This is a genomic window from Streptomyces sp. NBC_00400, from assembly GCF_036048035.1.
GTDB lineage: Bacteria > Actinomycetota > Actinomycetes > Streptomycetales > Streptomycetaceae > Streptomyces.
On record NZ_CP107940.1, the window covers coordinates 4,817,245 to 4,840,300 of the forward strand.

Consider the following 23,056-nt stretch of genomic DNA (forward strand, 5'->3'; position numbering starts at 1 on the left):
GTTCTCGTCTTGCACGTAGGCGACATCTTTCTGTGGGGTGCGGCGCCTACCGGTACGCGTGGCGGCGAGATGGTGCCATGCGGACACAGGACACTTGGGAACACTGGGCCAAGGCAGCGTGGCGACGTATGAAGGAGACATCGGTGGCGGGCGAGTCCCCCGACAAGTCGGACAAGAAGCAGTCGTCGGGGGAGACGGCGCGGAGCAAACGTGATCCGCGCCTGTCCGCCTTCCGCGGGGAGCCGGCCGAGCCGGCGAAGGAATCGGGGGCCGGGACGGACTCGAATCCTGAGAAGGAGCCGGAGGCTGCGGCGGCGCCGAAGTCTGCGGCGAAGTCGGAATCTGGGGAATCTGGGGCGAAGTCGGGGTCTGGTGTGAAGTCGGAGTCTGCGGCCGAGTCGGAGGCTGCGGCCGGGGCCGAAGCGTCTGAGGGTGCCGAAGCATCTGAGGGGGCTGGCGTGTCCGAGGCGTCCGAGGCGTCTGAGCCGTCTCAGGAGGCCGCTGAGGTCGCTGAGGCCGCTGAGGGCGCCGGTGGCGGTAGCGGGGGTGGCGATGAGCGCCTTCGGGCCGCTGTGGCCGCCTGGGTCGCCGGGGAGGGCGATGAGGACGCCGAGGGCGGCACCGAGGGTGCCGAGGCGGGCGATGGTGGTGACGGCGGCGCTGACGGTGATGCTGAAGGTGCCGTCGCACAGTCGGAAGTGAAGCAGGGGGCGGAGCCGGGAACGGAGCCCGGAGGAGAGCCGGAAGCGGAGCCGGAAGCGGAGTCCGGGAAGGCGTCGTCCAAGGACGAGGCGTCGTCCGAGGCCGAGGCCGAGTCCGCGTCCGACGTCGAGTCCGCGGCCGAGGTTGTCGATCAGCCGACTGCCGTCTTCAAGACCGTCGGGCCGCAGAAGGGCAAGTCCGACGAGAAGGCCGACGAGAAGGCCGATGAGAAGGCCGACGGGAAGACCGGCGCTGAGTCTGAGGGCAAGGGCAAGGGCAAGACTGAGGCCAAGGGCAAGGCTGTCGGCAAGGACAAGGTTGTCGGCAAGGGCAAGGCTGTCGGCAAGGGCGGCGGTGAGGGTGACGCCGATGTCGACGCCGACGCCGACGGGACGGCGGTGGATGAAGCCACCCGAGTGTTTGCTGTCGCGAAGCTGAAGGGTAAGGGTGCGGCGGCCGGTGCCGTCGACCAGGCGACCACGGCGTTCAAGATCAACCCGCCCGCCAGGGGCGAGGACGCGGCCAAGGTCACGCCCCCGGCCAAGGGCAAGGACGCCGCCAAGGGCAAGGCCCAGAGCAACGGCACTACGGAGAGTAAGTCCGAGAGCAAGGGCAAGCCCGGCGCCAAGGACGAAGCGGGTGCCGCGGGCAAGGCAAAGGACAAGGTCAAGAGCGAGGCCAAGGACGGGGCCAAGACCGGCGCCAAGGACGAGGCCAAGGCGACGCGCAGTCCCGAGCGGGACTCCGAGCGGACCAGTCAGTTCGTGGCGCTGAAGTCGGCGGACGACGGTACCGCCGGCAAGTCGCTGGGCAAGACGGCGCCCAAGACGCCCGCCCGTACGTCCGACAAGGCCGTGGAGCAGCCCTCGGACAAGGCGGCGGGCAAGACGTCCGACAAGCCCGCCGATAAGGCTGCGGATAAGGCTGCGGATAAGGCGGCGGACGAGACGGAGGCGAAGCCGGAGGGCAAGGCCGCCGGCGCGCTCCCCGCCGCCAAGCCCGCCAAGCCCGCCGGCAAGGCCGCCGAAACGGCCGCGCCGTCCAAGCCCGCCGGCCGGCCGGGCGCCATGCCGCCCGCCGCCACGGGAGCCACGGCCGCCGCCGCTCCCGCCGCGCTGCCCGAGTCGGAGCGGACCAAGCAGGAGCCCCTGCCGCCACTCGATCTCCTGGCGCAGCTCACCAACACCCCGCCGCCGCCCGAGACCCCGCTGCGCACGGTCGTCCGCCGGTTCAAGATCTGGACCCCGCTGGCGGTGCTGCTGGTGATCGTCTTCGTGGTCGCCCAGGCGGTGCGCCCCCTGCCCGACCCGACGCTCACCGTCGGCGACGCCAAGTCCTCGTTCACCTTCGAGGGCGGCAAGCTCGCCGTCCCGTGGCCCGCGCAGGGGCAGGCAGCAGTCAAGGTGGTGGGCTCCGGGGACGTGGGGACGTTCGGCCCGCAGAAGCCGGTGCCGACCGCGAGCGTGGCCAAGATCATGACGGCCTATGTCGTCCTCCGGGACCACACGCTCAAGAAGGACGACAAGGGCCCGCAGATCGAGGTCGACGCCAAGGCGGTGACCGAGGGCGGCTCCAGGCACGAGTCCCGGATCGAGGGACTCAAGGCGGGGCAGAAGTTCAGCCAGCAGGACATGCTCAAGATGCTGATGATCCCGTCCGGCAACAACATCGCCCGGCTGCTGGCCCGTTGGGACACCAAGTCCGACAACGAGGCAGCGTTCGTCAAGAAGATGAACGCCGCCGCCAAGGACCTGGGCATGAAGAACACCACCTACACCGACCCCAGCGGCCTGGACCCCAAGACCGTCAGCACCGCGGTCGACCAGCTCAAGCTGGCCGAGGCCGTCATGAAGTTCGACGCCTTCCGGCCGATCGTCGCCATGACCAACGCCGACATCCCGGGCCTGCCGGGGCGGATCAACAGCAACATCGACAACCTGCTGCTGGCCGGGCTGAGCATCAAGGGCATCAAAACCGGCTCCAGCACGGCGGCCGGCGGCACGCTGTCCTGGGCGGCCTACAAGACCGTCGACGGCAAGGACCAGCTGATACTGGGCACGATGATGGACCAGCACTTCAAGGGCCTGGACCCCGACGGCGCCAACAGCCTCACCCTGGTCAAGAACAACAGCCAGAAGGTCATCGAGGCCGTACGCAACGCGCTGACCTCGGCCCCGGCGGTGAAGAAGGGCCAGGTCGTCGGCTATGTCGACGACGGCCTGAACGGCCGCACGCCGGTCGTCGCCACCAAGGACCTGAAGGCGGTCGGTGTCCCGGGCCAGAAGCTGAAGTTGAGCGTCGGTGACGGGGGCAAGACCGTCCCGCACACCGCGAAGGCCGGTACCGAGGTCGGTGTGCTGACCGTCGGCAACGGCGAGAGCATGCAGAAGGTGCCGGTCGCCCTGCAGAAGGACCTCGTCGAGCCGTCCTTCGGAGCGAAGCTGATCCGCATCACCTGAGCGGGCCGGGGGTCGCGGGCGTCCGGCCCGCGGCCCCCGGATCACTGCACGCGGCCCTTGGATCGCCGCCCGTGGCCCCTGGTTCACCGGCCCCGCCCGGTTCCGGGGGCCTGATCCATTCCTGCCCCGCGGCCCTCGCGTGCGTTCCTTCCCCGGCCGCCGCCCCTGGTCGGCGCCCGCAGCCGCCGCCCGTGGTCGCCGTCCCGCTCGCCCGTCTGGTCGCCCACCGGCGGCCCGCCTATCGTGAGCCTGCCTTTCTGATCTGACTGTCTGTCCGTCCGTCCCGCACGTGACCGGAGTCCGTCATCGACGTAGCGCAAGCGCAGAAGACGTACGCGTCCGCCGTCGCCGCCCGTGGTGCCTGGGCGGCGCAGAGCGCGGTGGTGCTGTTGCCCTCCGGGCTGATGTTGCTCCTGGGAGCGTGGGGGATCCGCCGGCAGGGCGCCATATGGCGGGACGAAGCGGTCACTTACGACATGGCGCACCGCAGCCTGGCCGACCTGTGGCCCACGCTGCAGCACGTCGATGTCGTGCATGGCCTCTACTACGCGCTGATGCACCTCTGGTTCCGCTTCTACGACGTCGCCCTCGGCGGCGCCTTCGGCGAGGCCGTCGGCCTGCGGCTGCCGTCCGTGGCCGCGATGGCCGCCGCCGCTGCGGGGGTCGCCCTGCTGGGCGAGCGCCTGGTCGGGCGGCGGGCGGGGCTGCTGGCGGGCTGCACCTTCGCACTGATCCCGGTCGTGCAGCAGTACGCGCAGGAGGGCCGCTCGTATGCGATGGTCTGTGCGCTGGTCGTCTGGGCGAGCTATCTGCTGGTGCCGGCCGCGGCCCGCCCGCGCCGAAAGCTGTGGCTCGGCTATGCGGCGCTGATGCTGGTCGCCTGCCTGCTGCACGAGTTCGCCTCGCTGGCACTGCCCGCGCACGGCGCCGCGATGATCCTCGCGCGGCTGCCCCGCCGGACACTGCGCGCCTGGCTGTGCGCCGCAGCCACGGTGCTCGCCGGCCTGGCCCCGCTCGCGGTGTTCAGCACCCGGCAGTCCGCGCAGATCAGCTGGCTCATGTGGCCGGACCCCGTCCAACTGCTGACCTTCGCGGTGCTCGCGGTCCTCGGTCTCGCGTGCGCCCGCGTCCGGGTCCGCTCCCGCGGCCCGATCGGACTGCGCGCCCTCGGCGTCCCCCTGCTCCTCCTGCCCACCCTCCTCCTGCTGCTCCTCTCCCATGTCGAACCGGCCTATGTGGACCGCTATGTCCTCTACTACGTCGTCGGGTTCGCGCTGCTCGCGGGCGCCGCGCTGGCGCGGCTGCTGCGGCCGGCCGGTGAGCTGGGCCAGACCCGTGGCCGGCGGCTGCGGCGGATGACGGCGGTGGCCCTGGTGCCGGCCGCGCTGTTGCCCGTCAACGTCCATCTGCGCAGCCCGGACAGCCGGGTCGACGATGTCACCGCGATTGCGCACGCCGTGCACGAGGTGGCCGAGCCCGGCGACGGCCTGTTGTTCATGCCGTCCCGCAGGCGGATCTGGCGGGCGACCCTGCCGGACGATTTCCGTGGGCTGCGCGATCTCGCACAGGCCGAGAGCCCGTTGGCCTCCCACACTCTCTACGGCACCGAGCGGTCCGGCGAGGCGATCCACGACCGGATGCTGGCCGCCCGCCGGATCATCGTCGCCGGCGACCCCGACGGGCAGCCGGCCGACGACAACGACCAGGAGATCGTCAAACGGTCCACACTGCACACCGCGTTCACGGTCTGCCGCACGCTGGAGGTCAGGGGCGCCCGGATCACGGTGTACGGGCGGGCGGGGGCTTGTGGGGGGCCGGGAGCGGGGCCGGGGCCGGGGCCGCGGGCGGCGGATGTCGGCCGCGAGGCCGTCAAGGCCGTCAAGGCCGTGAGGCCGTGAGGCCGTAGAGGGTCCCTGGGCCCCTGAGGCTCCTGGGTCCTCTCGGCCCCGGCGTCCCAGGTCATCCTGGTCCCCCAGGTCATCCTGGTCCCCCAGGAGCGCGCAGGAAACGACGGTCGCTGTCCTGGACGCGCGCGTACGGACCTGCCGCCCGCAGTACCACGTCCAGCACGGCCGCCGGGTCCGCGGCGTAACAGTGTGCGAAGTACGGCATATTGGCCTCCACCACGGCCCATCCGCCCCCGTCCAGCCGCCCTACATCGACCGCTGCCGCACTCGGCAGCGGAGCGAGCGCCGGCAGTCGGGCGGCGAAGGCGCGGACGTCCGGGGCGTACGGGTCGTCGTCCAGCGGTGCGGGGTCCAGGCGGCCGTGGACGGCGTAGCGGGTGGCCGTGACCAGGGCGTCGTCCAGGAGGAACAGCCGGTACTCGGCAGTGCACCGCCCGCCCGGCCGGCGCGCGCAGGGTGTCCGGCCCGGTCAAGGTCACCGTTTCGAGGCCGCGGCGGGCGGCCGCCCCGTTCAGCAGGCCGGCGGTGCTGGTGCGCTGTGCCGAGGTCAGCAGAACGGGAGCGGCGGGGTCGCAGCGCCGGGACGCGGTCATGATCCTTGCGGTGGGTGGAAGCTGCGGACGAGCTCGATGCGCCCGACGATATGCCGGTTGAACTCCTCCAGCTCCTCCGCGGGGACCCACAGTTCGAGGATCGTCTCGCCGCCCGCTTGCCGCACCGGGTAGCGCTCGGCGAAGTCCGCCTCGATCTCGAAGCGGGTGACATGGCCGACGCCGGAGGCCGGCACATTCCAGTCGCGGGCGATCCGTATTGCGTAGTCCTCGTTGAGTACGGGATAGAAGATCGGCTGGTCGGGCAGGCGCGGCGGCCAGGCGCGCCAGCCGGAGGCCTCGACCAGGGCGAGCTCCTCGGGGCCGGTGGGGCGCCAGAGGGTGCGGGTGGCGGGCGCGGTCTCGTCCGGGCGCGGCGTCTCGATCATGCTCGTACGGTACGGGGGAGGGGAGGGCGGAGCATCGGGATTTCGGGGCTCGGCGCTCGGGGGAGGAGCGGGCTCGGGTGCAGGTACGGGCGTGCGTGCGGGTGCGGGTGCGGGCGGGGGCCGGGGCGCGGGCGGTTCGGGCGGGGCGGCTCGCCCTGCGGGCAGCGAGGTGTATCGGCCCGTAGGGGGTGTTCGGACCGCCCCCTCACATCAGACCGGCCGCCGCCCCGTCGATCCCCAGCAGGTCCCGCAGCGCCGTCGCCCCGTCCGGGGTGAGGCGCACGGCCCGGCCGCTGCCGATCCGGCGGACCCAGCGCCGGTCCAGCAGCCGGTCGCAGAGCCGGGCACCGGCCGTGCCCGCGAGATGGGCCCGGCGCTCGGTCCAGTCCAGGCAGCCGCGGGCCTGGGGCCGTCGCCCCGTGCGCAGCGCGGCCGGCTCGATCCCCAGGCCGTCGGTGAGCCACTGCCGCCCGGCGTCGGTGAGCGCGAACCCGCCGTCCTGGTCGAGCAGCCCCCGCCCGGTCATGGCGTCGGTGATCGTCACGCCGAGCCGGCCCGCCAGGTGGTCGTAACAGGTGCGGCCCCGGGCGAGCGCGGCGGAAGCGCTCACGGCACGCAGCCCGCGGGGCCGCTCGGCCGGCGGGTCGAGCTGTGCGATCAGGGATTCCAGCAGCTCGGCGACGCGCGGACCGGCGAGCTGGACGTAACGGTGGCGGCCCTGGTGGCGCTCCACCAGCAGCCCGCCGTCGGTGAGCCGGGTCAGATGCTCGCTCGCCGTCGAGGGCGCGACCTGCGCATACGCGGCCAGCTCGCCGGCCGTCCAGGCCCGGCCGTCGAGCAGGGCCAGGCAGAAGGACGCCCGGGTGCGGTCCGCGAGCAGCGCGGCCAGCCGTGCGAGCTCGGAGCTGTACGCCGGAGTGGTCATGACTCCATTGTCCGCCGCGAGTCTTCGGCGCCTACCGAAGGGACTCCGTCCTACGGTGCCCATATGAGTACCTCCCCGGAGTACGCCACCTTCCACTTCCATGCGCTGCACCATGCCGACCAGCCGTTGCTGCTGCCCAATGCCTGGGATGTCATTTCGGCCGTCGCGCTCGCCGGGGCCGGATATGCGGCGGTCGGCACCACCAGCCTGGGTGTCGCCGCGGCCCATGGTTATCCGGACGGGCGCGGGCTCGCCGAGGCCCGGGACGCGACACTGGCCCTGGCGGTGCGGCTCAATGGCCGGCTGTCCTGCCCGTACACGGTCGACGTGGAGGGCGGATTCGGCGGCGATGCCGGTCAAGTGGGAGATCTGGCCGCCGAGTTGGCGGAGGCCGGGGCGGCCGGGCTGAACCTGGAGGACGGGCTGCCCGGCGGCGAGGGGCTGCAGGACCCGGTACGCCAGGCCGAATTGCTCAGTGCGGTGAAGGAGCGGGCGCCGGGCCTGTTCCTCAATGCCCGGATCGACACCCACTGGCTGACGGACAGCCCGCCGCCGCTGTCGGCGACGCTCGCACGCGCCGAGAGCTATCTGGCGGCGGGCGCGGACGGCATCTTCGTACCGGGCGTCATCGCCGACGAGGAAGTGTCGGCTCTGGTCGCCGGCATCCCCGCGCCGCTGAACATCCTCTTCGCCCCCGGACGGCACACCGTCAGCCGTCTGGCGGACCTCGGCGTGCGCCGCATCAGCACCGGTTCGCTGCTGTTCCGTACGGCGCTGCAGGCGACCCTCACGGCGGCGGACGCGATCCGTACGGGGCAACGGCCCACGGATGCGGCCGGGGCCGGGGCGGGCGGGGAGGTGCTGGGCTACGAGGAGGTGCAGCGGTTGGTGGTGGGGGAGGAGGAGTAGCCGAACGGGGGACTTCGAAGACAGGCCTAAGCCTCCTGGCGTCCCCGGCTGCCGTGGCGCCGACGGTGCACGGCGATGACCGCGCCGGCCACGCCCAGCGCACCCGCACCGCCTATCACCCCGGCCCTGGGCAGATGGCCGGCCTTCTCGGCCAGTCCGGCCAGCCCGTTGTCGGGCAGCATGATCGATGTCCGGCTCTCCGTGGGCGCGGTGGAGTCGGCGGCGAAGGCGGCGCCCGCGGGAAGCAGCAGGACGGCCAGCGCACCGGTCGCGACGGTGGCGGTACGGATCATGGAGCGGAGCTGGGCCCGCATGGGTACTCCTCGTCGTGGGCGGCTCGTGCCGCCGTAGGGGCGTGGTGACTAAGGAGCACGCTACGGAGCGTCCTTAACGGTAATCCGTACGTTGTGTAACAGTCGCTGTGATCTCTGGGAGCGGTCGTGTGAAGGAACGCCCGCCCGGTGGGGCAAAGGCGCTCAAAGCTGCCGGAATGGCCGATCCAAAGATTCTGTTCCTCATCGTCTTGGATAGCCTGGTGTCAGGTTACGTCCGTATATCTGGCGCTTTCCGTGCGAGTGGTCACATCGAATGATCACGCCGAGTGGCCGGCTCCGCGGGGCGTGAAGGTGCGGAGGCGCAGGGCGTGAAGGTGCGGAGGCGTGAAGGCGGTGGCGACGATATGCGACGGCTGCGACCCGGCACGGCGCGCACCCACCGTTTTGCCCGCTCCCCTTTCATCGCCCGCTCGGCTCACTCCGTCCTCTCCGCTCTCTCTGCCCTCTCCGGCCTCTCCGGCCTCTCCGGCCGCTCCCGCCTCTCCGTCCTCTCCGTCCTCGCCGCCCTCACCTCGCTCGCCCTCCTCGCGACGGGATGCGCGGGCGTGGAGGGGCTGCAGAGCGAGGGGCGAGCCCGGGATGTGGATGCGCCGTTGGTGCTGTGGCCGGACTATTCGCCGGCTCCGCCCAGCCGTGACGAGAATCCGGCGGCCCTGGTGCCCGTACCGCATGTCCCGCGGATCCCCGGCGGCAGCATGGCGGACGCGAACCCGCTCGCCGTCCTCAACGCCGACATCGCCGCGCAGGGCGGGAAGCCGCCCGCCCCGAAGGCGGTACGCCGTCCCGAGCTGCACGACCTCACCGGCGACGGCAAACCGGACCTGCTCATGGCCGTCAACCTCACCCCTCGCAACAGTGAGCTGCGGGTGTACAGCGTCCGGGGCGCGGTGGTGACCCGGGTGCTCGTGCTGCGCGGGGTGCTGGCCGGTGTCGAGCTGGCGGCCGGGCATCTCGCCATCCGCGAGCCCACCAAGGATCCCCGGTACGTCAGCGTCACCGACTATCTCTGGGACGGCGATTCGATGAGTCTGTGGAACCTCACCCTCGATGACGCCCGCACCTCCCAGACCCCACGGGCCGGCGGCGGCAGTCCATGAAACGCCCGGCGGTCTCCCTCCGCTGGAAGATCGCGCTGACCGTGATGGCGGTGAGCTGTGCGGTCGCCGCCGTCCTCGGGGTCCTCGTCCACAATGCGGTGGCCCGCCAGACCGTCGGCCAGGTCCGCAAGGAGACCAGCGAACACCTCAGTACCGCCCTGGACCTCTTCGAGTACGGCACCTCACGCGAAGGCCTCAACTCCCTCCTCGACCCGCCCCAACTACCCGCCGAGCTGCGCCGGCTGGCGCGCTCCGGTCAGCAGGGCACCATGGTGGGTACGTATCGGGGCCGCCTCGTCATGTGGGCGGCGGCGCCGGCCGACGGCCACGTCATGGCCGTCTGGTCGCCCTACGGCAACACGCATCGCTCCCTCGACAAGCTCGACACCGCCATCCTCGGCTCTGCCGTGCTCGCCGCCGCGGCCGTCGCCCTCGCCGGACTGTTCCTGGCCCAGCGCATCAGCCGGCGGCTGGCCACCACGGCGGCGGTCGCGCGCCGTATCACCGCCGGCGACCTGGACGCCCGGGTCGGCAGCGGCGCGGATCAGGCGCCGGGCGGCGGCTCTGCCGGGCAGGACGAGGTGGCGGCGGTGGCCGCGGCGCTGGACTCGGTGGCGGGCTCCCTGCAGAGCCGGCTCCAGGCGGAACAGCGCTTCACCGCTGATGTCGCCCATGAGCTCCGGACGCCGCTCACCGGCATCCTCGCCTCGGCCGAGCTGCTGCCGGAGGGCCGGCCCAAGGAGATGATCAACGACCGGCTGCGGGCGCTGCACCGCCTCACCGAGGACCTGCTGGAGATCTCCCGGCTGGACTCCGGCACCGAGCGCGCCGACATCGACGCCTACGACCTCGGGACGCTGGTCGAAGGCTCCGTACGCGCCACCGGCCTCGACACCGTCGTGCGGATCGCCGCCGACAGGGTGGTCGAGACCGACCGCCGCCGGCTCGACCGCATCCTCGCCAACCTCGTCATCAACGCGCACCGGCACGGCCGGCCCCCGGTCGTCGTCACCGTCGACGCCCCGCCCGGCGGCCCGGCCGCCATCGTGGTACGCGACCACGGTCCCGGCTACTCCGCCGACCTCCAGGATTACGGTCCGCAGCGCTTCCGCACCGACGCCCCGGGCCGCGGAAGGGGCCACGGCCTGGGCCTGACCATCGCCGTCGGCCAGTCCGCCGTCCTGGGCATCGACCTCCGCTTCACCAACGCGCCCGACGGAGGCGCCCGCACGATCCTCCGGCTTCCCGATGCCGCCCCCCGAGTTCCTTGACCCGCTGCCTGACCCGTTCCCCGTGCTCCCCGGCCCGCTCCACCGCACCGGTGCGGTGGAGCGGGCCCGTCAGCCACCCGGCCGTTCAGCCGTTCAGCCACCCGGCCGTCCCAGCGATACCGATCTCTGCCGTCCGGCTACCACTCACCGCCGTCCGGCTACCAGTCAATGTCATCCGGCGGCTCCGGAAACGCCTCCTCGTCGTCAGGCTCCGGCCCCAGGGGAGCACCCCCAGGCGCCCTGCTCGGCCGGGCCGCCCCGGCAGCCCCGGCCGCCGTTGCCGCGCCCGCCGTTGCCGCGCCCGCCGTTGCCGCGCCCGCCGCTGACGCGCCGGCGTCCTCTCCGCCGGCGCCCCCTCCGCCGGGGGTCTCCCGCCCCGCCAGCACATCCAAGATCTGCGCTCCGTACTTCGCGAGCTTGTTCTCGCCGACCCCGCTGACCGCGCCGAGCTCGGCCGTGCTCGTCGGCCGGACCGTGGCGATCTCCCGCAGCGTCGCATCGTGGAAGATCACATACGCGGGTACGCCCTGCTCCTTGGCCGTACGCCCCCGCCAGCCGCGCAGTGCCTCGAAGACCGGCAGGGCCTCTTCCGGCAGGTCCGCCGGTGCTGCCCGCTTGCTCTTCGTCTTCGCCTTGGCCGCCCGCGCCGCCTTCTCCGGCTCCCGCCGCATCGGCACCTCGCGCCGGCCGCCCAGCACCTCGCCGCTCGCCTCCGTGAGCACCAGCGTGCCGTAATCACCTTCGACGGCGAGCAGCCCCTGAGCCAGCAACTGCCGTACGACACCCCGCCATTCGGTGTCCCGGAGGTCGTCCCCCACTCCGAAGACGCTCAGCCCGTCGTGATCGAACTGAATGACCTTGGCGGTCTTCTTCCCCGTCAGGATGTCGATGATCTGGCCCGCGCCGAACTTCTGCCCGCGCTCGCGCTTCAGCCGGACGACCGTGGACAGCAGCTTCTGTGCGGCCACCGTGCCGTCCCAGGTCTCCGGCGGGGCCAGGCACGTATCGCAGTTGCCGCATGTGCTGCTCTCCTGTCCGAAGTAGGCCAGCAGCCGGACCCGCCGGCACTGCACCGTCTCGCACAGCGCCAGCATCGCGTCGAGATGGGCCGACAGCCGCCGCCGGTGCGCCTCGTCCCCCTCCGACCCGTCGATCATCTTCCGCTGCTGCACCACATCCTGCAGCCCGTAGGCCAGCCAGGCCGTCGACGGCTGCCCGTCACGCCCCGCGCGCCCCGTCTCCTGGTAGTAGCCCTCCACCGACTTCGGCAGGTCCAGATGTGCCACGAACCGCACATCCGGCTTGTCGATGCCCATCCCGAACGCGATCGTGGCGACCACCGTCAGCCCGTCCTCACGCAGAAAGCGGGACTGGTGCTCGGCACGCGTCCGCGGGTCGAGCCCCGCGTGATACGGCACCGCCGCAATGCCGTTCTCCACCAGGAACTGTGCGGTCTTCTCGACCGAGGCCCGCGACAGGCAGTAGACGATCCCCGCGTCCCCCGCATGCTCGTTCCGCAGCAGCTCCAGCAGCTGCTTCTTCGGCTCGCTCTTCGCCGCGATCCGGTACTGGATGTTCGGCCGGTCGAAGCTCGCGACGAAATGCCGGGCGTCCGCCATCCGCAGCCGGGAGGTGATCTCGGTATGCGTCGCCTCGGTCGCCGTGGCGGTCAGTGCGATCCGCGGCACCTCGGGCCAGCGCTCGTGCAGCATCGACAGCGCCAGGTAATCCGGCCGGAAGTCATGGCCCCACTGCGCGACACAGTGCGCCTCGTCGATCGCGAAGAGCGAGACCTTCCCCCGGTCCAGCAGGTTCAGCGTCTGCTCGACCCGCAGTCGCTCGGGCGCCAGATACAGCAGATCCAGCTCCCCGGCCAGGAACTCGGCCTCGACAAGCCGCCGCTCCTCCAGATCCTGTGTCGAATTGAGGAACCCGGCCCGCACCCCGAGCGCCCGCAGGGCATCGACCTGGTCCTGCATCAATGCGATCAGGGGTGAGACGACCACCCCCACACCGCCTCTGACCAGCGAGGGAATCTGATAGCACAGCGACTTGCCGCCACCGGTCGGCATCAGGACGACCGCGTCCCCGCCCCCTATGACGTGCTCAATGATCTCCTGCTGACTGCCGCGGAACGACTCGTACCCGAACACCCGGCGCAGTACCTGCACCGCCTCGCTTGCGTCCGAAGCGCCTTCCACATCCATGTCCACGACCATTTCCACGTCCGCCAGAGCCATTCCAGAAGCCTACGAGTTCCGCGGGGGTCGCCGTCGACCCTGTGGATAACTCCCCTCGCTCCGGACACCCGGTCCGTGGCCGCGTGCCGTGCCGGCCCGCCCGCACGCCCTGCGAGGTCGCCCGGGTCCGGGGCACCATGGAGGCACTGCGAGGTGCAGGGGACACAGGCCGCAGCCTGGCGCGTGCCGCGCTCACAGGCGGAGGGAGTGCCTGGGATGAGGACAGCCGGCCCCTTCGGATCCGTGGGCGATCAGCCGGACGCCGGACCGCCGCAGCGCAGCGGGCTGCTGGATCTGCTCGGCGTCGCGGCGGTGGTGCTGGACTCCGACGGGCACATCGTGTTGTGGAGCCCGCAGGCCGAGGAGCTGTTCGGCTACACCGCGAAGGAGGCCCTGGGCCAGTACGCGGGCCGGCTGCTGGTCCATGAACAGCATCTGGACCTGGTGATCAGACTCTTCGCCGAGGTGATGGGCACGGGCAGCAGCTGGGCCGGCGCGTTCCCCATCCGGCACAAGGACGGCAGCACCCGGCTCGTGGAGTTCCGCAACATGCGGCTGATGGACGTCCGGGGTGACCTCTATGCGCTGGGGATCGCCACCGACGAGGCCGTCCTGCGGCAGGTGGAACGGGATGTGGCCCTGTCCACGCGGCTGGTCTCGCAGTCCCCGATCGGCGTGGCCGTCTTCGACACCGACCTGCGCTACCTGGCCGTCAACCCGGCGCTGGAGCGGATGAACGGTGTTCCCGCCGGGGACCATTTCGGCCGGTCGGTCCGCGAGGTGCTGCCCTTGATGGACCTCGACGCGCTCGAGGCCGCGCTGCGGCAGGTGCTGGCGACCGGCAGCCCCCTGGTCGATGCGTACACCTTGGGGCGTACCCCCGCCGATCCCGAGAACGAGCACGCCTGGTCCGTCTCCTGCTACCGGCTCGAGGATCCCGGCGGGCGGATTCTCGGGGTGGCCGGCCTGATCGTGGATGTCACCGACCGGCACCGTGAGGCCACCGAGACGGCACGCGCCCGCCGGCATCTGGCCATCATCGCCGACGGCACCGCCCGTATCGGCACCACGCTGGAGGTGGAACGGACCGCCCGCGAACTGGCCGACGTCACCGTGCCCGAGCTCGCCGACGTGGCGGCGGTGGATGTCCTGGATTCCGTCCTGGACGACCGCCGCCCCACCACACCCGGCGACCACCATGCGCTGTTCCGTGCCCTCGCGGTGCGCGCCGCCCACCCGACCGAGGCGGTCCGCGCCGCCGATCCCCCCGGCCGGCTCGCCAGCTACGGGCCCGACCGGCTGGTCACCCAATGCGTGCGCACGGGCCGTCCCATCCTGGTTTCCCACGTCGACGAGCGGGACCTGACGCGTATCGCGCGGGACCCCGAGGCCGCCGCCCTGCTGGCCCGCGCCGGCATCCACAGCTACCTCACCACGCCACTGATCGCCCGCGGCGAGGTACTCGGCGCGCTGTGTCTCAGCCGCGCCCGCAACCCGCTGCCCTTCGACGAGGACGACCTGACCCTCGCCGCCGAACTGGCCGACCGGGCCGCGGTGTGCATCGACAACGCCCGCCTGTACCAGAGCCTGCGCAATACGGCGGTGACCCTGCAGCGCAGCCTGCTCCCGGGCCGCCCGCCGCACCGGACGGGCCTGGAGATCGCCACCCGCTACCAGCCCGCCGGCACCACCAGCGAAGTCGGCGGCGACTGGTTCGATGTCATCCCCCTGGCCGCGGACAAGACCGCCCTCGTCGTGGGCGATGTGATGGGCAGCGGCATCAACGCCGCCACCGCCATGGGGCGTCTGCGCACCGCCACCTCCACCCTGGCCGACCTCGACATCCCGCCGAGCGACGTACTGCGGCACATCGACAAGATCACCGTCGGGCTGGAGTACTACGCCACCTGTGCGTACGCCGTATACGACCCGCATCGCGCGGTATGCGACATCGCCATCGCCGGCCACCTGCCCCCGGTGCTGATCCGCACCGGCGAGCCCCCTGAACTCCTCAACCTGCCCACCGGCGTACCCCTCGGCGTCGGCGGTGTCCCCTTCGAGGCCACCAGCTTCCCCCTGCACCCCGGTGACCGGCTGGTCCTCTACACCGACGGTCTGGTCGAGACCCGCCACCAGCCCATCGACGCGCGCCTGGATCTCCTCCTCCGCCTCCTCGGTACCCCCGACCGCTCCTTGGAGGACACCTGCGACCGCCTCCTCGACGCCCTCCGCGACCCGGACGACCACGATGACGTCGCCGTCCTCATCGCCCGTCCCCTACGGCTCGAAGGGCCGGTTCCCCCCACCCCGGCCTGAGCGGCGTCACGGCAGGGTCACGCCCGACCAACACCGGAGCCATGGTCGGCCTTCCACGCTGAAGGAGATACCCACGCAGGCCGTCCGCCCTAAGGAGGCATCATGGTGAAGCGCATCCGGAAACACCTACCCAGTGTGATCGGCGCGTCCGTCCTGACAGTGGCGCTCGTTGGCACGGGTGGCGTGATGAGCGTGCAGGCGGCACCTCAGACAGCGAAGACCGCCTCGACATCGTCGAGCGCGGCGCCCAGCCTGCTCTGCAAGTTCCTCAGAGACCCCAATACCGGCAAGCTCATCGTGGTGAACGTACGGAACGGCAGGGTCGTCCAGAACCCGAGGCTCTGCGTCTTCGTCGGTGGCGGGGGCGGCGGCGGTGGCGGCGGCACAGGAGGCGTCACCACGGGTGCCACCACCACGGGTGCCACCACCACGACAACGGGCACCAGCGTGACGACCGGCGCCACCACTACGGGCGCCACCACCACGACGACCGGCGCCAGCACGACGGTAGGCGCTCAGACGACTCAGGGTCAGGCGACCCAGGGTCAGACGACTCAGGGTCAGACGACTCAGGGTCAGGCGACCCAGGGCCAGACCACTCAGGGTCAGGCGACCCAGGGTCAGGCGACCCAGGGTCAGGCGACCCAGGGCGGTGGCGCGGTGACCGGTGTCCCCACGGTTGGCGGTGTCACGGTGGGCGGCACGGTGACCGGTGCCACGCTGGGCGGCATGGTTGGCGGCCTCACGGTAGGCGGTGCCACCACGGCGCCGCCCACCACGGCGGCTCCTACCACAGCTGCTCCTACTACGGCTGCTCCTACTACGGCTGCTCCTACTACGGCAGCTCCCACTACGGCAGCTCCCACCACCGGCGCCATGCAGTAGGACAGGCAAGCAGCATGACGGGCGGCGGCGAACACCACCGTCAACGGGGGCCGTGCGCAGCAGGGGAGGCCTCGGTACCAGCGGGCGCGCACGGCCTCCGGTGGCGGTCGTCGGAGATCAGGCGTAGAAGTTGCGCTGCCACCGGTGCTTGGCCAGAACGGCCAGCTGCTCAGCGGTGAGCGGCCGCCCGTCGCTCACCGCCGTATTGCGCTCGACGTTACGTACGCTGCGCATTCCGGGGATGACGGTGGAAACCGCCGTCGAACTCAGCACGAACCGCAACGCGGTCTCGGCGAGCGGGAAGCCTCCTTCATTCAGCGACCGCGGTGAGCAGATCGGCTCCCGAGAGCTCCCCCAGGCTGACCGTGATGTCGGTAAGGGGCTCGCGCAAGGCGGCCAGGGCGCCGCGCATCTCTGCGGCTCGTTCCCAGTTGCGTTCGTGCTCGATGCTGCTCATGGTGACGGGCCGGGTGGCTTCATGGACTTCCAGCGCCGGGTGCCATGTGCTGAGGAAGGGGCGCAGCAGGTCATTGACGAGGCCGGCGACCAGTTGCGGCAGGCGGGAGGCAGAGGCCTGCGGGCCGAGGCGGTGGAGGCCGTCCCGTGCGGTGGTGAAAACGGAGTGGAGTGAGGTGAGGGCCTCTCGGAGAGAGCCCTGGCCGTCGGCCAGCGGCTGTACTCCGACGCGCAGCGCCAACTCGACCTGAAGGTCGAATGCGACGACCCGCTCCACGTCGTGGGAAGAGGGCGGCGGCTGGGAACGCACGGGAGACTCCTGCGAGGTAGTCGGAGCGCTTCGAGCCTCCAGCATAGGAGCCTTCCACGATTCCACGAGGACGCTGAGCAAAGCCTGACGCAGGTCTTCCTGCCGTGTGATGTCCTCGTCGTGACGCCGCACGGCCCGCGCGACGAGAGGGTGGATGCTCCATGCGTGGTCGCCGGGGCTGGGCGGCCGGACGGTGCCCTCACCGATCAGGTTGTCCGTCCCCTCGGCGACGCGGTGCGCCGCTTCGGCGGGGCGGAGCCCGTCGACGCGGGACAAGGTCTGCTCCATGGGGCCCTCGCCCAGCGCGGTGGGATGCACCACGGCCAGCATGCGCAGCACATCATTGGCCGGGGTGCGCGTCTTGATGCTGCGCGGCAGCAGAGCGGACGGCAGCGGGGGCCGGGTCACCGAGCGGCCGGAGGAGGTCGCACGTTCCCAGCGCAGCAGGGCATCGGTGCTGTTGCTGTGCAGCAGGCGCCGCAAGCGCGCCGCATTCTCATGAGCCATCCGCTCGGCGACCAGGTCCAGGGCGACGGGGTGCCCGCCCAGATCGTCGAGTATGTCCATGGCGACCTCTTGCTCCTTCCGGCTCGTGGGCCGACGGCGCGAGATGAGGAGGTCGTAGGCATCCGGACCGGGCAGCGGGCCCAGGTCCAGCGGCTCCGCGGACCTGCCGTAGTGGCGAGACCGGGTGGTGAGAAGCGTGGCCGCGAGCATGTGCGGTCCGTACAGGAGCGCGAGTTGTTCGTGGGAGAGCCCGTCAGGAATTCCGTCGAGCACCCACAGGAAAGGCAGGTTGCGTTCGCCCAGCACGAGGGCCAGGTGACTGAGCAGAGCCGGCAACGACTCGGTGTCGGTACGGATGCCGAAGGCTGACGCCACGGTGCGCACCTGGCGGAAGTAGCAGTCCAGCGTGTGATCGGCTGCGTCGGGAGCGGTCGTGTGCAGGTCGAACCAGTAGACCCCGCCGGGGAAGGACGAGGCGAATTGCAGGGCGTACTCCTGGGCCAGCAGCGACTTGCCGATACCGGGCATCCCCCGCACGACCGCAGCACGTCCCTGGCCGGCCTGGGAGACGAGCGGCGCACGGTGGCGGTGCAGGGCCGTGTGCAGGTGCCACTGCTCGGCCAGGCGCCCGGTGAACCATCGTGAGCCGGACGGCATGGGGGCGGGCAGCCACGTCGGCTGGGCCGGACCGGGAGCACAGCCCAACGGCCCCGTGAGCTCGTCGACATACGAAGAGACCCGGGCTGCCAGAAGGCCGGCGGCTCCTTCTCCCCGGATGCCGGGCCAGTGGCGGGCGTCGCGCAGTTCCAGTGGATGGACGTGGTCGGCGGTGCGTTCCGGATTGATGATCAGGATGCGCCGGCGGGGGTCCCCTTCGCGTTGCCCGGCCTGGAACGCGTAGGTCAGTTCCCACTGGCAGGCGCGTCGCCGCGGGTACTCCTCCGAATACAGCGCGAGCAGCGCCTTCGAGCGGGCGAGGGCATGGGAGATGGTGGTCGTGATGCCGGCGAAATCCTCGACCGCGGTGTCGTCCACGAAGACGCGCAGCCCCCGGTGGCGCAGGGCACGGGCCAGAGGGACCACGAGGTCCGCGTCGGACCGGCTGTAGCTGACGAAGACATCCCACTCCGCCTCGCGTTGCTGCCGATCCATGCCAGTCCTTTCCCGTTGCCGTGCCCGGACGTAGTGTGCCCGAACGGAGATTCCGTCCAGTATCGTGGCGGCCCGGTCGGTGGGTGCGACACGACGTGGGGGGATGGCGTGCCGAGGCGGAAGCGCATGGGGCGGCCGGCGGAGGTTGCCGTCAAGTTCTCCGTACCGTTCGTCGGGGAGATCAGCGGTACCTGGCGCCCGGACGACGCGGAGCGGAAAGCAGCCTGGGAGCTCTACGTCGAACTGATCACCCGGGTCAGCGTGGTCGAACTCGGCCCGTCCGAAGGCGTCCTGAGAGAGGCGCTGTCGTCGCAGTACACGCTGTTCCACACCACCCGTGACATTCTGCGCCGCTACGGTCCCGATGTCGCACCCCGGAGCAGGCAGGGCGAGATCACCTTCGGCTCGCTCGCGGTCACCGTCCTCAACGCCGTCGTGCGCCCCCTCCTGACCCGCTGGCACCCCGCCCTCGCCGAGCACGAAGCGGCGAGACTGCCCGGAGTCGCCCCGCAGCAGCACGAACAGGAGTGGGAGCAGGAAGCCGAGCTACGGCAACAACTGCGCCTGGCCCGGCACACCTTGACGGACTTGGCCCGCGTCCTCGCAGAAGTAGCGGGAGCCGCCGACCTTTTGGCCCCCGCACAACCCCGCATCCCGAATCAGCCGGGGGGGGGCTTAGAAAGCGGAGGTGCCGGCTCGCCCACGAGCGGCAATCCCACGTAGGCAGCGGTCGTCGCTCACCTGTCGTCGCCGGTAGCCGCCTTCGGCCGGGTCTACGGAGAACCGCTCGGACAACCCCTAGGACAAGCCCTCGGTCAAGGGCGGGAACCTGGAGTGCGGGCACCTGTAGTGGAAGCCTCGTGTGACGTCCTCGGCCTGGCGGGGACGACCCCCACCCTCCCCTTACACGCTGGGGGCGCGGAAGGGGACTTGCCGACGGGCGGCCTCGTCGATCTCCTCGACGGTGAGGAGGGGAGTGGCCCGGGTGTGCAGGGCCCCGCTCGCCTTGACGGTGAGGCTGATGGCGGCCATGGAGACCGGGTCGGGCAGGTCGATGATGAGCACGATGTCGTCCTCTCCGAAGGCGAAGTACACGGACTCGACCTTCCCGCCGAGGGCCGTGACGACCTGGTCGACGGCAGCGCGGCGCCCACTCGCGCCTTCCTTGAGCAGCCCCTTGGTGCCCTCGGACGTATAGGTGGCCTGGATCAGAAACTTCGGCATCGGGACGCTCCCTGCCCATCGCATGTCCGGTGTGCAGAGGGCCTTCCCGCTGTCGCACCGGCCGCCACGCACCGAATGGCCTGATTCACCCGTTAGACGCCAATGCGGTGGGGGCCTGCCGGCGGCAGCCGACTCCACGTCGACGTAGCGGACGCAGCGGCACACGTAGGGCAGACCCCTGACACGACTAAGGGCCGGCCCGGGAGGAAACCCTCCTGGACCGGCCCCTTCTGCTGTGCCCCCGGCAGGATTCGAACCTGCGACACCCGCTTTAGGAGAGCGGTGCTCTATCCCCTGAGCTACGGAGGCAAGGCCTGAGCCCCTGACAGGGTAGCTGATGCGTTCGCTGTAGTTCGCTTCTGTTGGGGATGAGGGGGCGGGCGTGGCCTGGTGGTGGGGTGGAGGGGGCGGGATGTGCTGATGGCGGTGGTCGAGGTGACCACCGCCATCGTGTGGTGCGCTGCTGCCGGGCCGGTTGGCGTAGCGGCGGCCCGGGGCGGGGTGTCAGCCGCCGATGTGCCAGCTGAGGGTGCCGTCCGCGCTGGTGAGGAGGGCCAGGAGGAGCAGGTCGACGGCGCCGAGGGTGATGCCCAGGAGGGCGCGGCCGCGGCGGGTGGTGCCGCGGGCCAGGGACAGGCCGCCGAGGACCAGGGCGCAGGGGCCGAGAAGGATGTTCAGGACCAGGGTGCCGAGCAGGCCGAGGATGAAGGAGGCCACGGCCATGCCGTCCGCTTGGGGGCGGAGGCGGGGACGGGCGGTGGACCGGCGCGGGTCCTTGGCTTCCGTGGCCGTCGCGGGCGAGGTCGTCGTCGGCGAGGTCGTGCCGGCTTCGCTGAGCGTGGTCATCGGGACGTCACCTCGGCGTGGTGGCGGCGTTCGCGGAGGAAGAAGACGAGCAGCCAGCCGGCGATGGCGGCGGCCGCGACGAGGGTGACGGGGACGGGGAGGTGTGCCGCGGTACCCAGCATGATCCCCATCAGGAGAAGGGCTGCGACGAGGAAGAGCATGATCTTCCTTTCCGATTCCAGAGGACAGTTGTTCACTCAGTTCCTCCAGTCTACGACTGCCCACGGGTGGAGTAGTTCGGAGAACGGTTGTTTACTGGATGACATGAGTCACAGTCTTGGAGTCCGGCAGGCCCAGAAACAGAAGACCCGTCAGGCGTTGCTCGATGCGGCGCTCGGCCTGCTGGAGGAGCAGAGCCTGAGCAGCCTGGGGCTGCGCGAGGTGACGCGGGTGGTGGGGATCGCCCCCACCGCGTTCTACCGGCACTTCCGGGATATGGGTGAACTGGGCGTCGCCCTGGTCGAGGAGGCGCTGGGGAGCCTGCACGCGATGGTGCGGGCGATCCTGGCCGAGCAGGACGGGGCCGAGGAGCGGATCGATCGTACGGTCGCGGTCGTGGAGCAGCACGTGCGCCGCTATCCGCTGCACATCAGGTTTGTGGCGCGCGAGCGGCACGGGGGCGTACGGGCCGTACGGCAGGCCATCGCGGATGAGATGGACCGGTTCGCGGAGGAGGTCGCGGCGGCGCTCAAGTCCCAGCCGGTGTCGGAAGGGTGGCGCGATGACGATGTGCGGATGCTGGCGGAGCTGTACGTGGACCGGCTGGTGACGACGGCCGCGGCGCTGCTCGACGCGGATGCGGACGGGGTCGAGGGGGCGGCCGGGCAGGTGGTGCAGGTGGCGCGCAGGCAGTTGCGGCTGATCAGTATCGGGCGGCGGCACTGGCGGGAGGAGGGGCGGGGGGAGTAGCGGGGAGAGGGGGGAGTGGGGCGGGGGCTGCTTGTGCGGTGCGCTTGACTTCGGCGGGCGGGTGGTGGGGTTCGTGGGTCTTCGTCAGGCGCGTGCCGGGGTCACCCGTACGCGATAGGTGCCGTCCGGGTTCTCCGTCAGGACGGTGACGGCGGCGCCGCTGTGACGGTCCGTATAGGTGTCGCCGGGGAGGAAGGTGGCGTCGGTCAGTTCCGGGTCGACGTATTTGTTGTCCTGGTAGCAGCCGTCGCTGTGCGGGGTGGCGTCCACGATGCGCATCGGGCCGCGGCCCGAGGGGACGTCGGTGGCGACGCGGTAGAGGAGGATCCCCGGACGGCAGACCGTGGGGTCGAGCGGGCTGCGGGTGCGGGCCTCGGCGACCAGGGCGGTGTGGGACGAGGTCGGGATGACGATGATCTTGGTGCCGCCGGGGGTGGAGACCGGGGTGAGGGTGTGTTCGCCGGGCGTTCCGCGGCGTGGGGCGCAGTGCACCTGATCGGCGGACAGCCAGCCGAGCTTCCATTTGTGCCAGCCGACGAAGTCGTTGCTCGGCCCCCAGTCCTCGTCCATCGGATCCCAGTGCCCTACCGGGGGCGGGGCGTCGCGGTCGTCGGTGAAGTAGAGGTCGGGCAGCCCGAAGCTGTGGGCGTTCTCGTGGTTGAGCACGCGGAAGGCGCTCACCCCGGTTTGCCGGCTCCAGATGAAGGACGCGTTCCGGAACGGCACCCCGTCGGCGGTCTTCAGCCCCATGTCGCCGCCGCTGAAGGTGACCGACAGGACCGTACGGGTCGCGGGCGGCCCCGCGTTGGGGGTGGCGATGACGTTGATGACGTCGTAGTCACGGAAATCGACGATCGGGTCGACGGCGCGGACGATCTCCCGGGAGAGGGCGTGATAGCCGTCGTCCGAGGCCGGGTCGAAGCTGGCGCCCCGTCCGATGTCGTACGCCGCGAGCGGGCGGGACATGCGGATCCACCGGAACAGCGGCAGGGGGTGGTAGGTCAGCCTGCCGTAGGAGCTGGTGCGGAAGTAGTCCGTCGCGGCCGGGAAGAATTCGGCGAAGCGGGCGCGGGGGGACAGCGTGGCGGGGGCGTCCGGGAAGTCGATGAAGAGGGTGAGCGCCCTGACGACGCCGGACGAGCGGGCGTAGCCGGCGGGGGTGTCCGCGGATTCGGCGACGTCGTCGCTGATGCCGCGCAGGGCGCACGGGCCGCTCGGCGAGGCGCCGGGCGCGGTAGGTATGGCGACGGCGCTGGGCGGTGAGCCCAGCGCTATGGCCGCGGCCGCCGTGGCGGCGCCGACGGCCAGAACCGCGGATACCTTGTGCTTCATATCGATCACCTTGTGTTGACGGGTGATCGCTCGCGCGCGGGGTTACGTCAACTGGAGTCATGGCGGGGCCGGATGGGTCGCGGCTGGACCGGTCGGGGCTGATCGACGGGCTGGGATGCGCTGGGCCGGTCAGGACTGCGCTGGGCCGGCCGGACTTCGCTGGGCCGGGCCGGTCGGGCCTGGCTGCTGACGGTCGGGCGTGTCGGGGGTGGGCGGGGTGAGTGTGCTTCAGGTCACACGGGGTCATGAAATATCCGGGGAGGGGGTCCCCGTTTAAACAGACGTCCGGAGGGAC

18 protein-coding genes, 1 tRNA gene and 2 pseudogenes are annotated in these 23,056 nt (G+C 71.3%); 8 read left to right on the top strand and 13 right to left on the bottom strand.

Features of this window, described 5'->3' with window-relative positions:
• Nucleotides 1-572: 572 nt before the first annotated feature.
• Nucleotides 573-3,161 carry a D-alanyl-D-alanine carboxypeptidase family protein gene (locus OHS81_RS21105; RefSeq protein ID WP_328386237.1) on the top strand — a complete coding sequence of 863 codons (2,589 nt, stop codon included), beginning with the start codon at nt 573-575 and terminating at the stop codon, nt 3,159-3,161.
• Nucleotides 3,162-3,637: 476 nt separating this feature from the next.
• Entirely contained in the window at nt 3,638-5,059 is a 1,422-nt protein-coding gene (locus OHS81_RS21110; protein ID WP_328386238.1) for a glycosyltransferase family 39 protein, read from the top strand.
• A gap of 79 nt (nt 5,060-5,138) precedes the next feature.
• Here the strand turns inward: OHS81_RS21110 and OHS81_RS21115 are convergent.
• The 3 genes and pseudogenes from OHS81_RS21115 to OHS81_RS21125 all read right to left on the bottom strand — a co-directional run.
• Nucleotides 5,139-5,489 (bottom strand): annotated as a pseudogene (locus OHS81_RS21115) (ATP-grasp domain-containing protein); the annotation flags it as partial.
• 168 nt (nt 5,490-5,657) lie between these two features.
• Nucleotides 5,658-6,047, bottom strand: coding sequence for an ADP-ribosylation/crystallin J1 (locus OHS81_RS21120; RefSeq protein WP_328386239.1), 390 nt, complete (start codon nt 6,045-6,047; stop codon nt 5,658-5,660).
• Between the two features lie 205 nt (nt 6,048-6,252).
• Nucleotides 6,253-6,972, bottom strand: coding sequence for an ArsR/SmtB family transcription factor (locus OHS81_RS21125; protein ID WP_328386240.1), 720 nt, complete (start codon nt 6,970-6,972; stop codon nt 6,253-6,255).
• 63 nt (nt 6,973-7,035) lie between these two features.
• On the opposite strand from OHS81_RS21125, the gene OHS81_RS21130 reads away from it, so the two are divergent.
• Nucleotides 7,036-7,881: an isocitrate lyase/PEP mutase family protein gene (locus OHS81_RS21130; RefSeq protein ID WP_328386241.1), complete on the top strand. Its 846-nt coding sequence runs from the start codon at nt 7,036-7,038 to the stop codon at nt 7,879-7,881.
• 26 nt (nt 7,882-7,907) lie between these two features.
• On the opposite strand, the gene OHS81_RS21135 is transcribed toward OHS81_RS21130, so the two are convergent.
• The gene (locus OHS81_RS21135) at nt 7,908-8,195 is read right to left on the bottom strand and encodes a hypothetical protein (protein ID WP_328386242.1); all 288 of its coding nucleotides are present in this window, start codon (nt 8,193-8,195) and stop codon (nt 7,908-7,910) included.
• A 365-nt stretch (nt 8,196-8,560) separates the two neighbouring features.
• On the opposite strand from OHS81_RS21135, the gene OHS81_RS21140 reads away from it, so the two are divergent.
• Together OHS81_RS21140 and OHS81_RS21145 are read left to right on the top strand one after the other, a co-directional pair.
• Complete coding sequence (locus OHS81_RS21140) at nt 8,561-9,313, top strand: hypothetical protein (protein WP_328386243.1); 753 nt, start codon at nt 8,561-8,563, stop codon at nt 9,311-9,313.
• On the top strand, nt 9,310-10,584 hold the full coding sequence (locus tag OHS81_RS21145) for a sensor histidine kinase (protein ID WP_328386244.1): 1,275 nt from the start codon (nt 9,310-9,312) through the stop codon (nt 10,582-10,584). Before OHS81_RS21140 ends, OHS81_RS21145 begins: the two co-directional genes overlap by 4 nt.
• Nucleotides 10,585-10,742: 158 nt before the next feature.
• Here the strand turns inward: OHS81_RS21145 and recQ are convergent, their stop codons facing one another.
• Nucleotides 10,743-12,824, bottom strand: a complete 2,082-nt coding sequence (gene recQ / locus OHS81_RS21150) for a DNA helicase RecQ (protein WP_328386245.1) — start codon at nt 12,822-12,824, stop codon at nt 10,743-10,745.
• Nucleotides 12,825-13,040: 216 nt separating this feature from the next.
• Between recQ and OHS81_RS21155 the strand changes: the two genes are divergently transcribed.
• Entirely contained in the window at nt 13,041-15,140 is a 2,100-nt protein-coding gene (locus OHS81_RS21155) for a SpoIIE family protein phosphatase (RefSeq protein WP_328386246.1), read from the top strand.
• Between the two features lie 206 nt (nt 15,141-15,346).
• Here the strand turns inward: OHS81_RS21155 and OHS81_RS21160 are convergent, their stop codons facing one another.
• The 3 genes and pseudogenes from OHS81_RS21160 to OHS81_RS21170 form a co-directional block, all read right to left on the bottom strand.
• The gene (locus tag OHS81_RS21160; RefSeq protein WP_328386247.1) at nt 15,347-15,643 is read right to left on the bottom strand and encodes a hypothetical protein; all 297 of its coding nucleotides are present in this window, start codon (nt 15,641-15,643) and stop codon (nt 15,347-15,349) included.
• A gap of 499 nt (nt 15,644-16,142) precedes the next feature.
• Nucleotides 16,143-16,322, bottom strand: a pseudogene (locus OHS81_RS21165) (aldo/keto reductase); the annotation flags it as partial.
• 13 nt (nt 16,323-16,335) lie between these two features.
• Nucleotides 16,336-18,450 (bottom strand): toll/interleukin-1 receptor domain-containing protein, encoded by a 2,115-nt coding sequence (locus OHS81_RS21170; RefSeq protein WP_328386248.1) that lies wholly within the window; start codon nt 18,448-18,450, stop codon nt 16,336-16,338.
• A gap of 126 nt (nt 18,451-18,576) precedes the next feature.
• Between OHS81_RS21170 and OHS81_RS21175 the strand changes: the two genes are divergently transcribed.
• Nucleotides 18,577-19,173, top strand: coding sequence for a hypothetical protein (locus tag OHS81_RS21175; protein WP_328386249.1), 597 nt, complete (start codon nt 18,577-18,579; stop codon nt 19,171-19,173).
• Between the two features lie 180 nt (nt 19,174-19,353).
• Here the strand turns inward: OHS81_RS21175 and OHS81_RS21180 are convergent, their stop codons facing one another.
• The 4 genes from OHS81_RS21180 to OHS81_RS21195 form a co-directional block, all read right to left on the bottom strand.
• Nucleotides 19,354-19,674: a GYD domain-containing protein gene (locus tag OHS81_RS21180; protein WP_328386250.1), complete on the bottom strand. Its 321-nt coding sequence runs from the start codon at nt 19,672-19,674 to the stop codon at nt 19,354-19,356.
• Between the two features lie 236 nt (nt 19,675-19,910).
• Nucleotides 19,911-19,983, bottom strand: a tRNA-Arg gene (locus OHS81_RS21185).
• A 195-nt stretch (nt 19,984-20,178) separates the two neighbouring features.
• Nucleotides 20,179-20,520 (bottom strand): hypothetical protein, encoded by a 342-nt coding sequence (locus OHS81_RS21190; RefSeq protein ID WP_328386251.1) that lies wholly within the window; start codon nt 20,518-20,520, stop codon nt 20,179-20,181.
• Nucleotides 20,517-20,681, bottom strand: a complete 165-nt coding sequence (locus OHS81_RS21195; protein WP_328386252.1) for a hypothetical protein — start codon at nt 20,679-20,681, stop codon at nt 20,517-20,519. Before OHS81_RS21195 ends, OHS81_RS21190 begins: the two co-directional genes overlap by 4 nt.
• A gap of 103 nt (nt 20,682-20,784) precedes the next feature.
• Here OHS81_RS21195 and OHS81_RS21200 point away from each other — a divergent pair, with 103 nt between their 5' ends.
• Entirely contained in the window at nt 20,785-21,429 is a 645-nt protein-coding gene (locus OHS81_RS21200) for a TetR family transcriptional regulator (RefSeq protein ID WP_328386253.1), read from the top strand.
• Between the two features lie 84 nt (nt 21,430-21,513).
• Here the strand turns inward: OHS81_RS21200 and OHS81_RS21205 are convergent, their stop codons facing one another.
• Complete coding sequence (locus OHS81_RS21205; protein WP_328386254.1) at nt 21,514-22,761, bottom strand: M6 family metalloprotease domain-containing protein; 1,248 nt, start codon at nt 22,759-22,761, stop codon at nt 21,514-21,516.
• Nucleotides 22,762-23,056 lie beyond the last annotated feature (295 nt).

Coding starts and splice junctions, on each gene's coding strand:
- OHS81_RS21110 (WP_328386238.1), top strand. CDS start 3,638: ATGGCGCACCGCAGCCTGGCCGACCTGTGGCCCACGCTGCAGCACGTC.
- OHS81_RS21120 (WP_328386239.1), bottom strand. CDS start 6,047: ATGATCGAGACGCCGCGCCCGGACGAGACCGCGCCCGCCACCCGCACC.
- OHS81_RS21125 (WP_328386240.1), bottom strand. CDS start 6,972: ATGACCACTCCGGCGTACAGCTCCGAGCTCGCACGGCTGGCCGCGCTG.
- OHS81_RS21130 (WP_328386241.1), top strand. CDS start 7,036: ATGAGTACCTCCCCGGAGTACGCCACCTTCCACTTCCATGCGCTGCAC.
- OHS81_RS21135 (WP_328386242.1), bottom strand. CDS start 8,195: ATGCGGGCCCAGCTCCGCTCCATGATCCGTACCGCCACCGTCGCGACC.
- OHS81_RS21140 (WP_328386243.1), top strand. CDS start 8,561: ATGCGACGGCTGCGACCCGGCACGGCGCGCACCCACCGTTTTGCCCGC.
- OHS81_RS21145 (WP_328386244.1), top strand. CDS start 9,310: ATGAAACGCCCGGCGGTCTCCCTCCGCTGGAAGATCGCGCTGACCGTG.
- recQ (WP_328386245.1), bottom strand. CDS start 12,824: ATGGCTCTGGCGGACGTGGAAATGGTCGTGGACATGGATGTGGAAGGC.
- OHS81_RS21155 (WP_328386246.1), top strand. CDS start 13,041: ATGAGGACAGCCGGCCCCTTCGGATCCGTGGGCGATCAGCCGGACGCC.
- OHS81_RS21170 (WP_328386248.1), bottom strand. CDS start 18,450: ATGGATCGGCAGCAACGCGAGGCGGAGTGGGATGTCTTCGTCAGCTAC.
- OHS81_RS21175 (WP_328386249.1), top strand. CDS start 18,577: ATGGGGCGGCCGGCGGAGGTTGCCGTCAAGTTCTCCGTACCGTTCGTC.
- OHS81_RS21180 (WP_328386250.1), bottom strand. CDS start 19,674: ATGCCGAAGTTTCTGATCCAGGCCACCTATACGTCCGAGGGCACCAAG.
- OHS81_RS21190 (WP_328386251.1), bottom strand. CDS start 20,520: ATGACCACGCTCAGCGAAGCCGGCACGACCTCGCCGACGACGACCTCG.
- OHS81_RS21195 (WP_328386252.1), bottom strand. CDS start 20,681: ATGCTCTTCCTCGTCGCAGCCCTTCTCCTGATGGGGATCATGCTGGGT.
- OHS81_RS21200 (WP_328386253.1), top strand. CDS start 20,785: ATGAGTCACAGTCTTGGAGTCCGGCAGGCCCAGAAACAGAAGACCCGT.
- OHS81_RS21205 (WP_328386254.1), bottom strand. CDS start 22,761: ATGAAGCACAAGGTATCCGCGGTTCTGGCCGTCGGCGCCGCCACGGCG.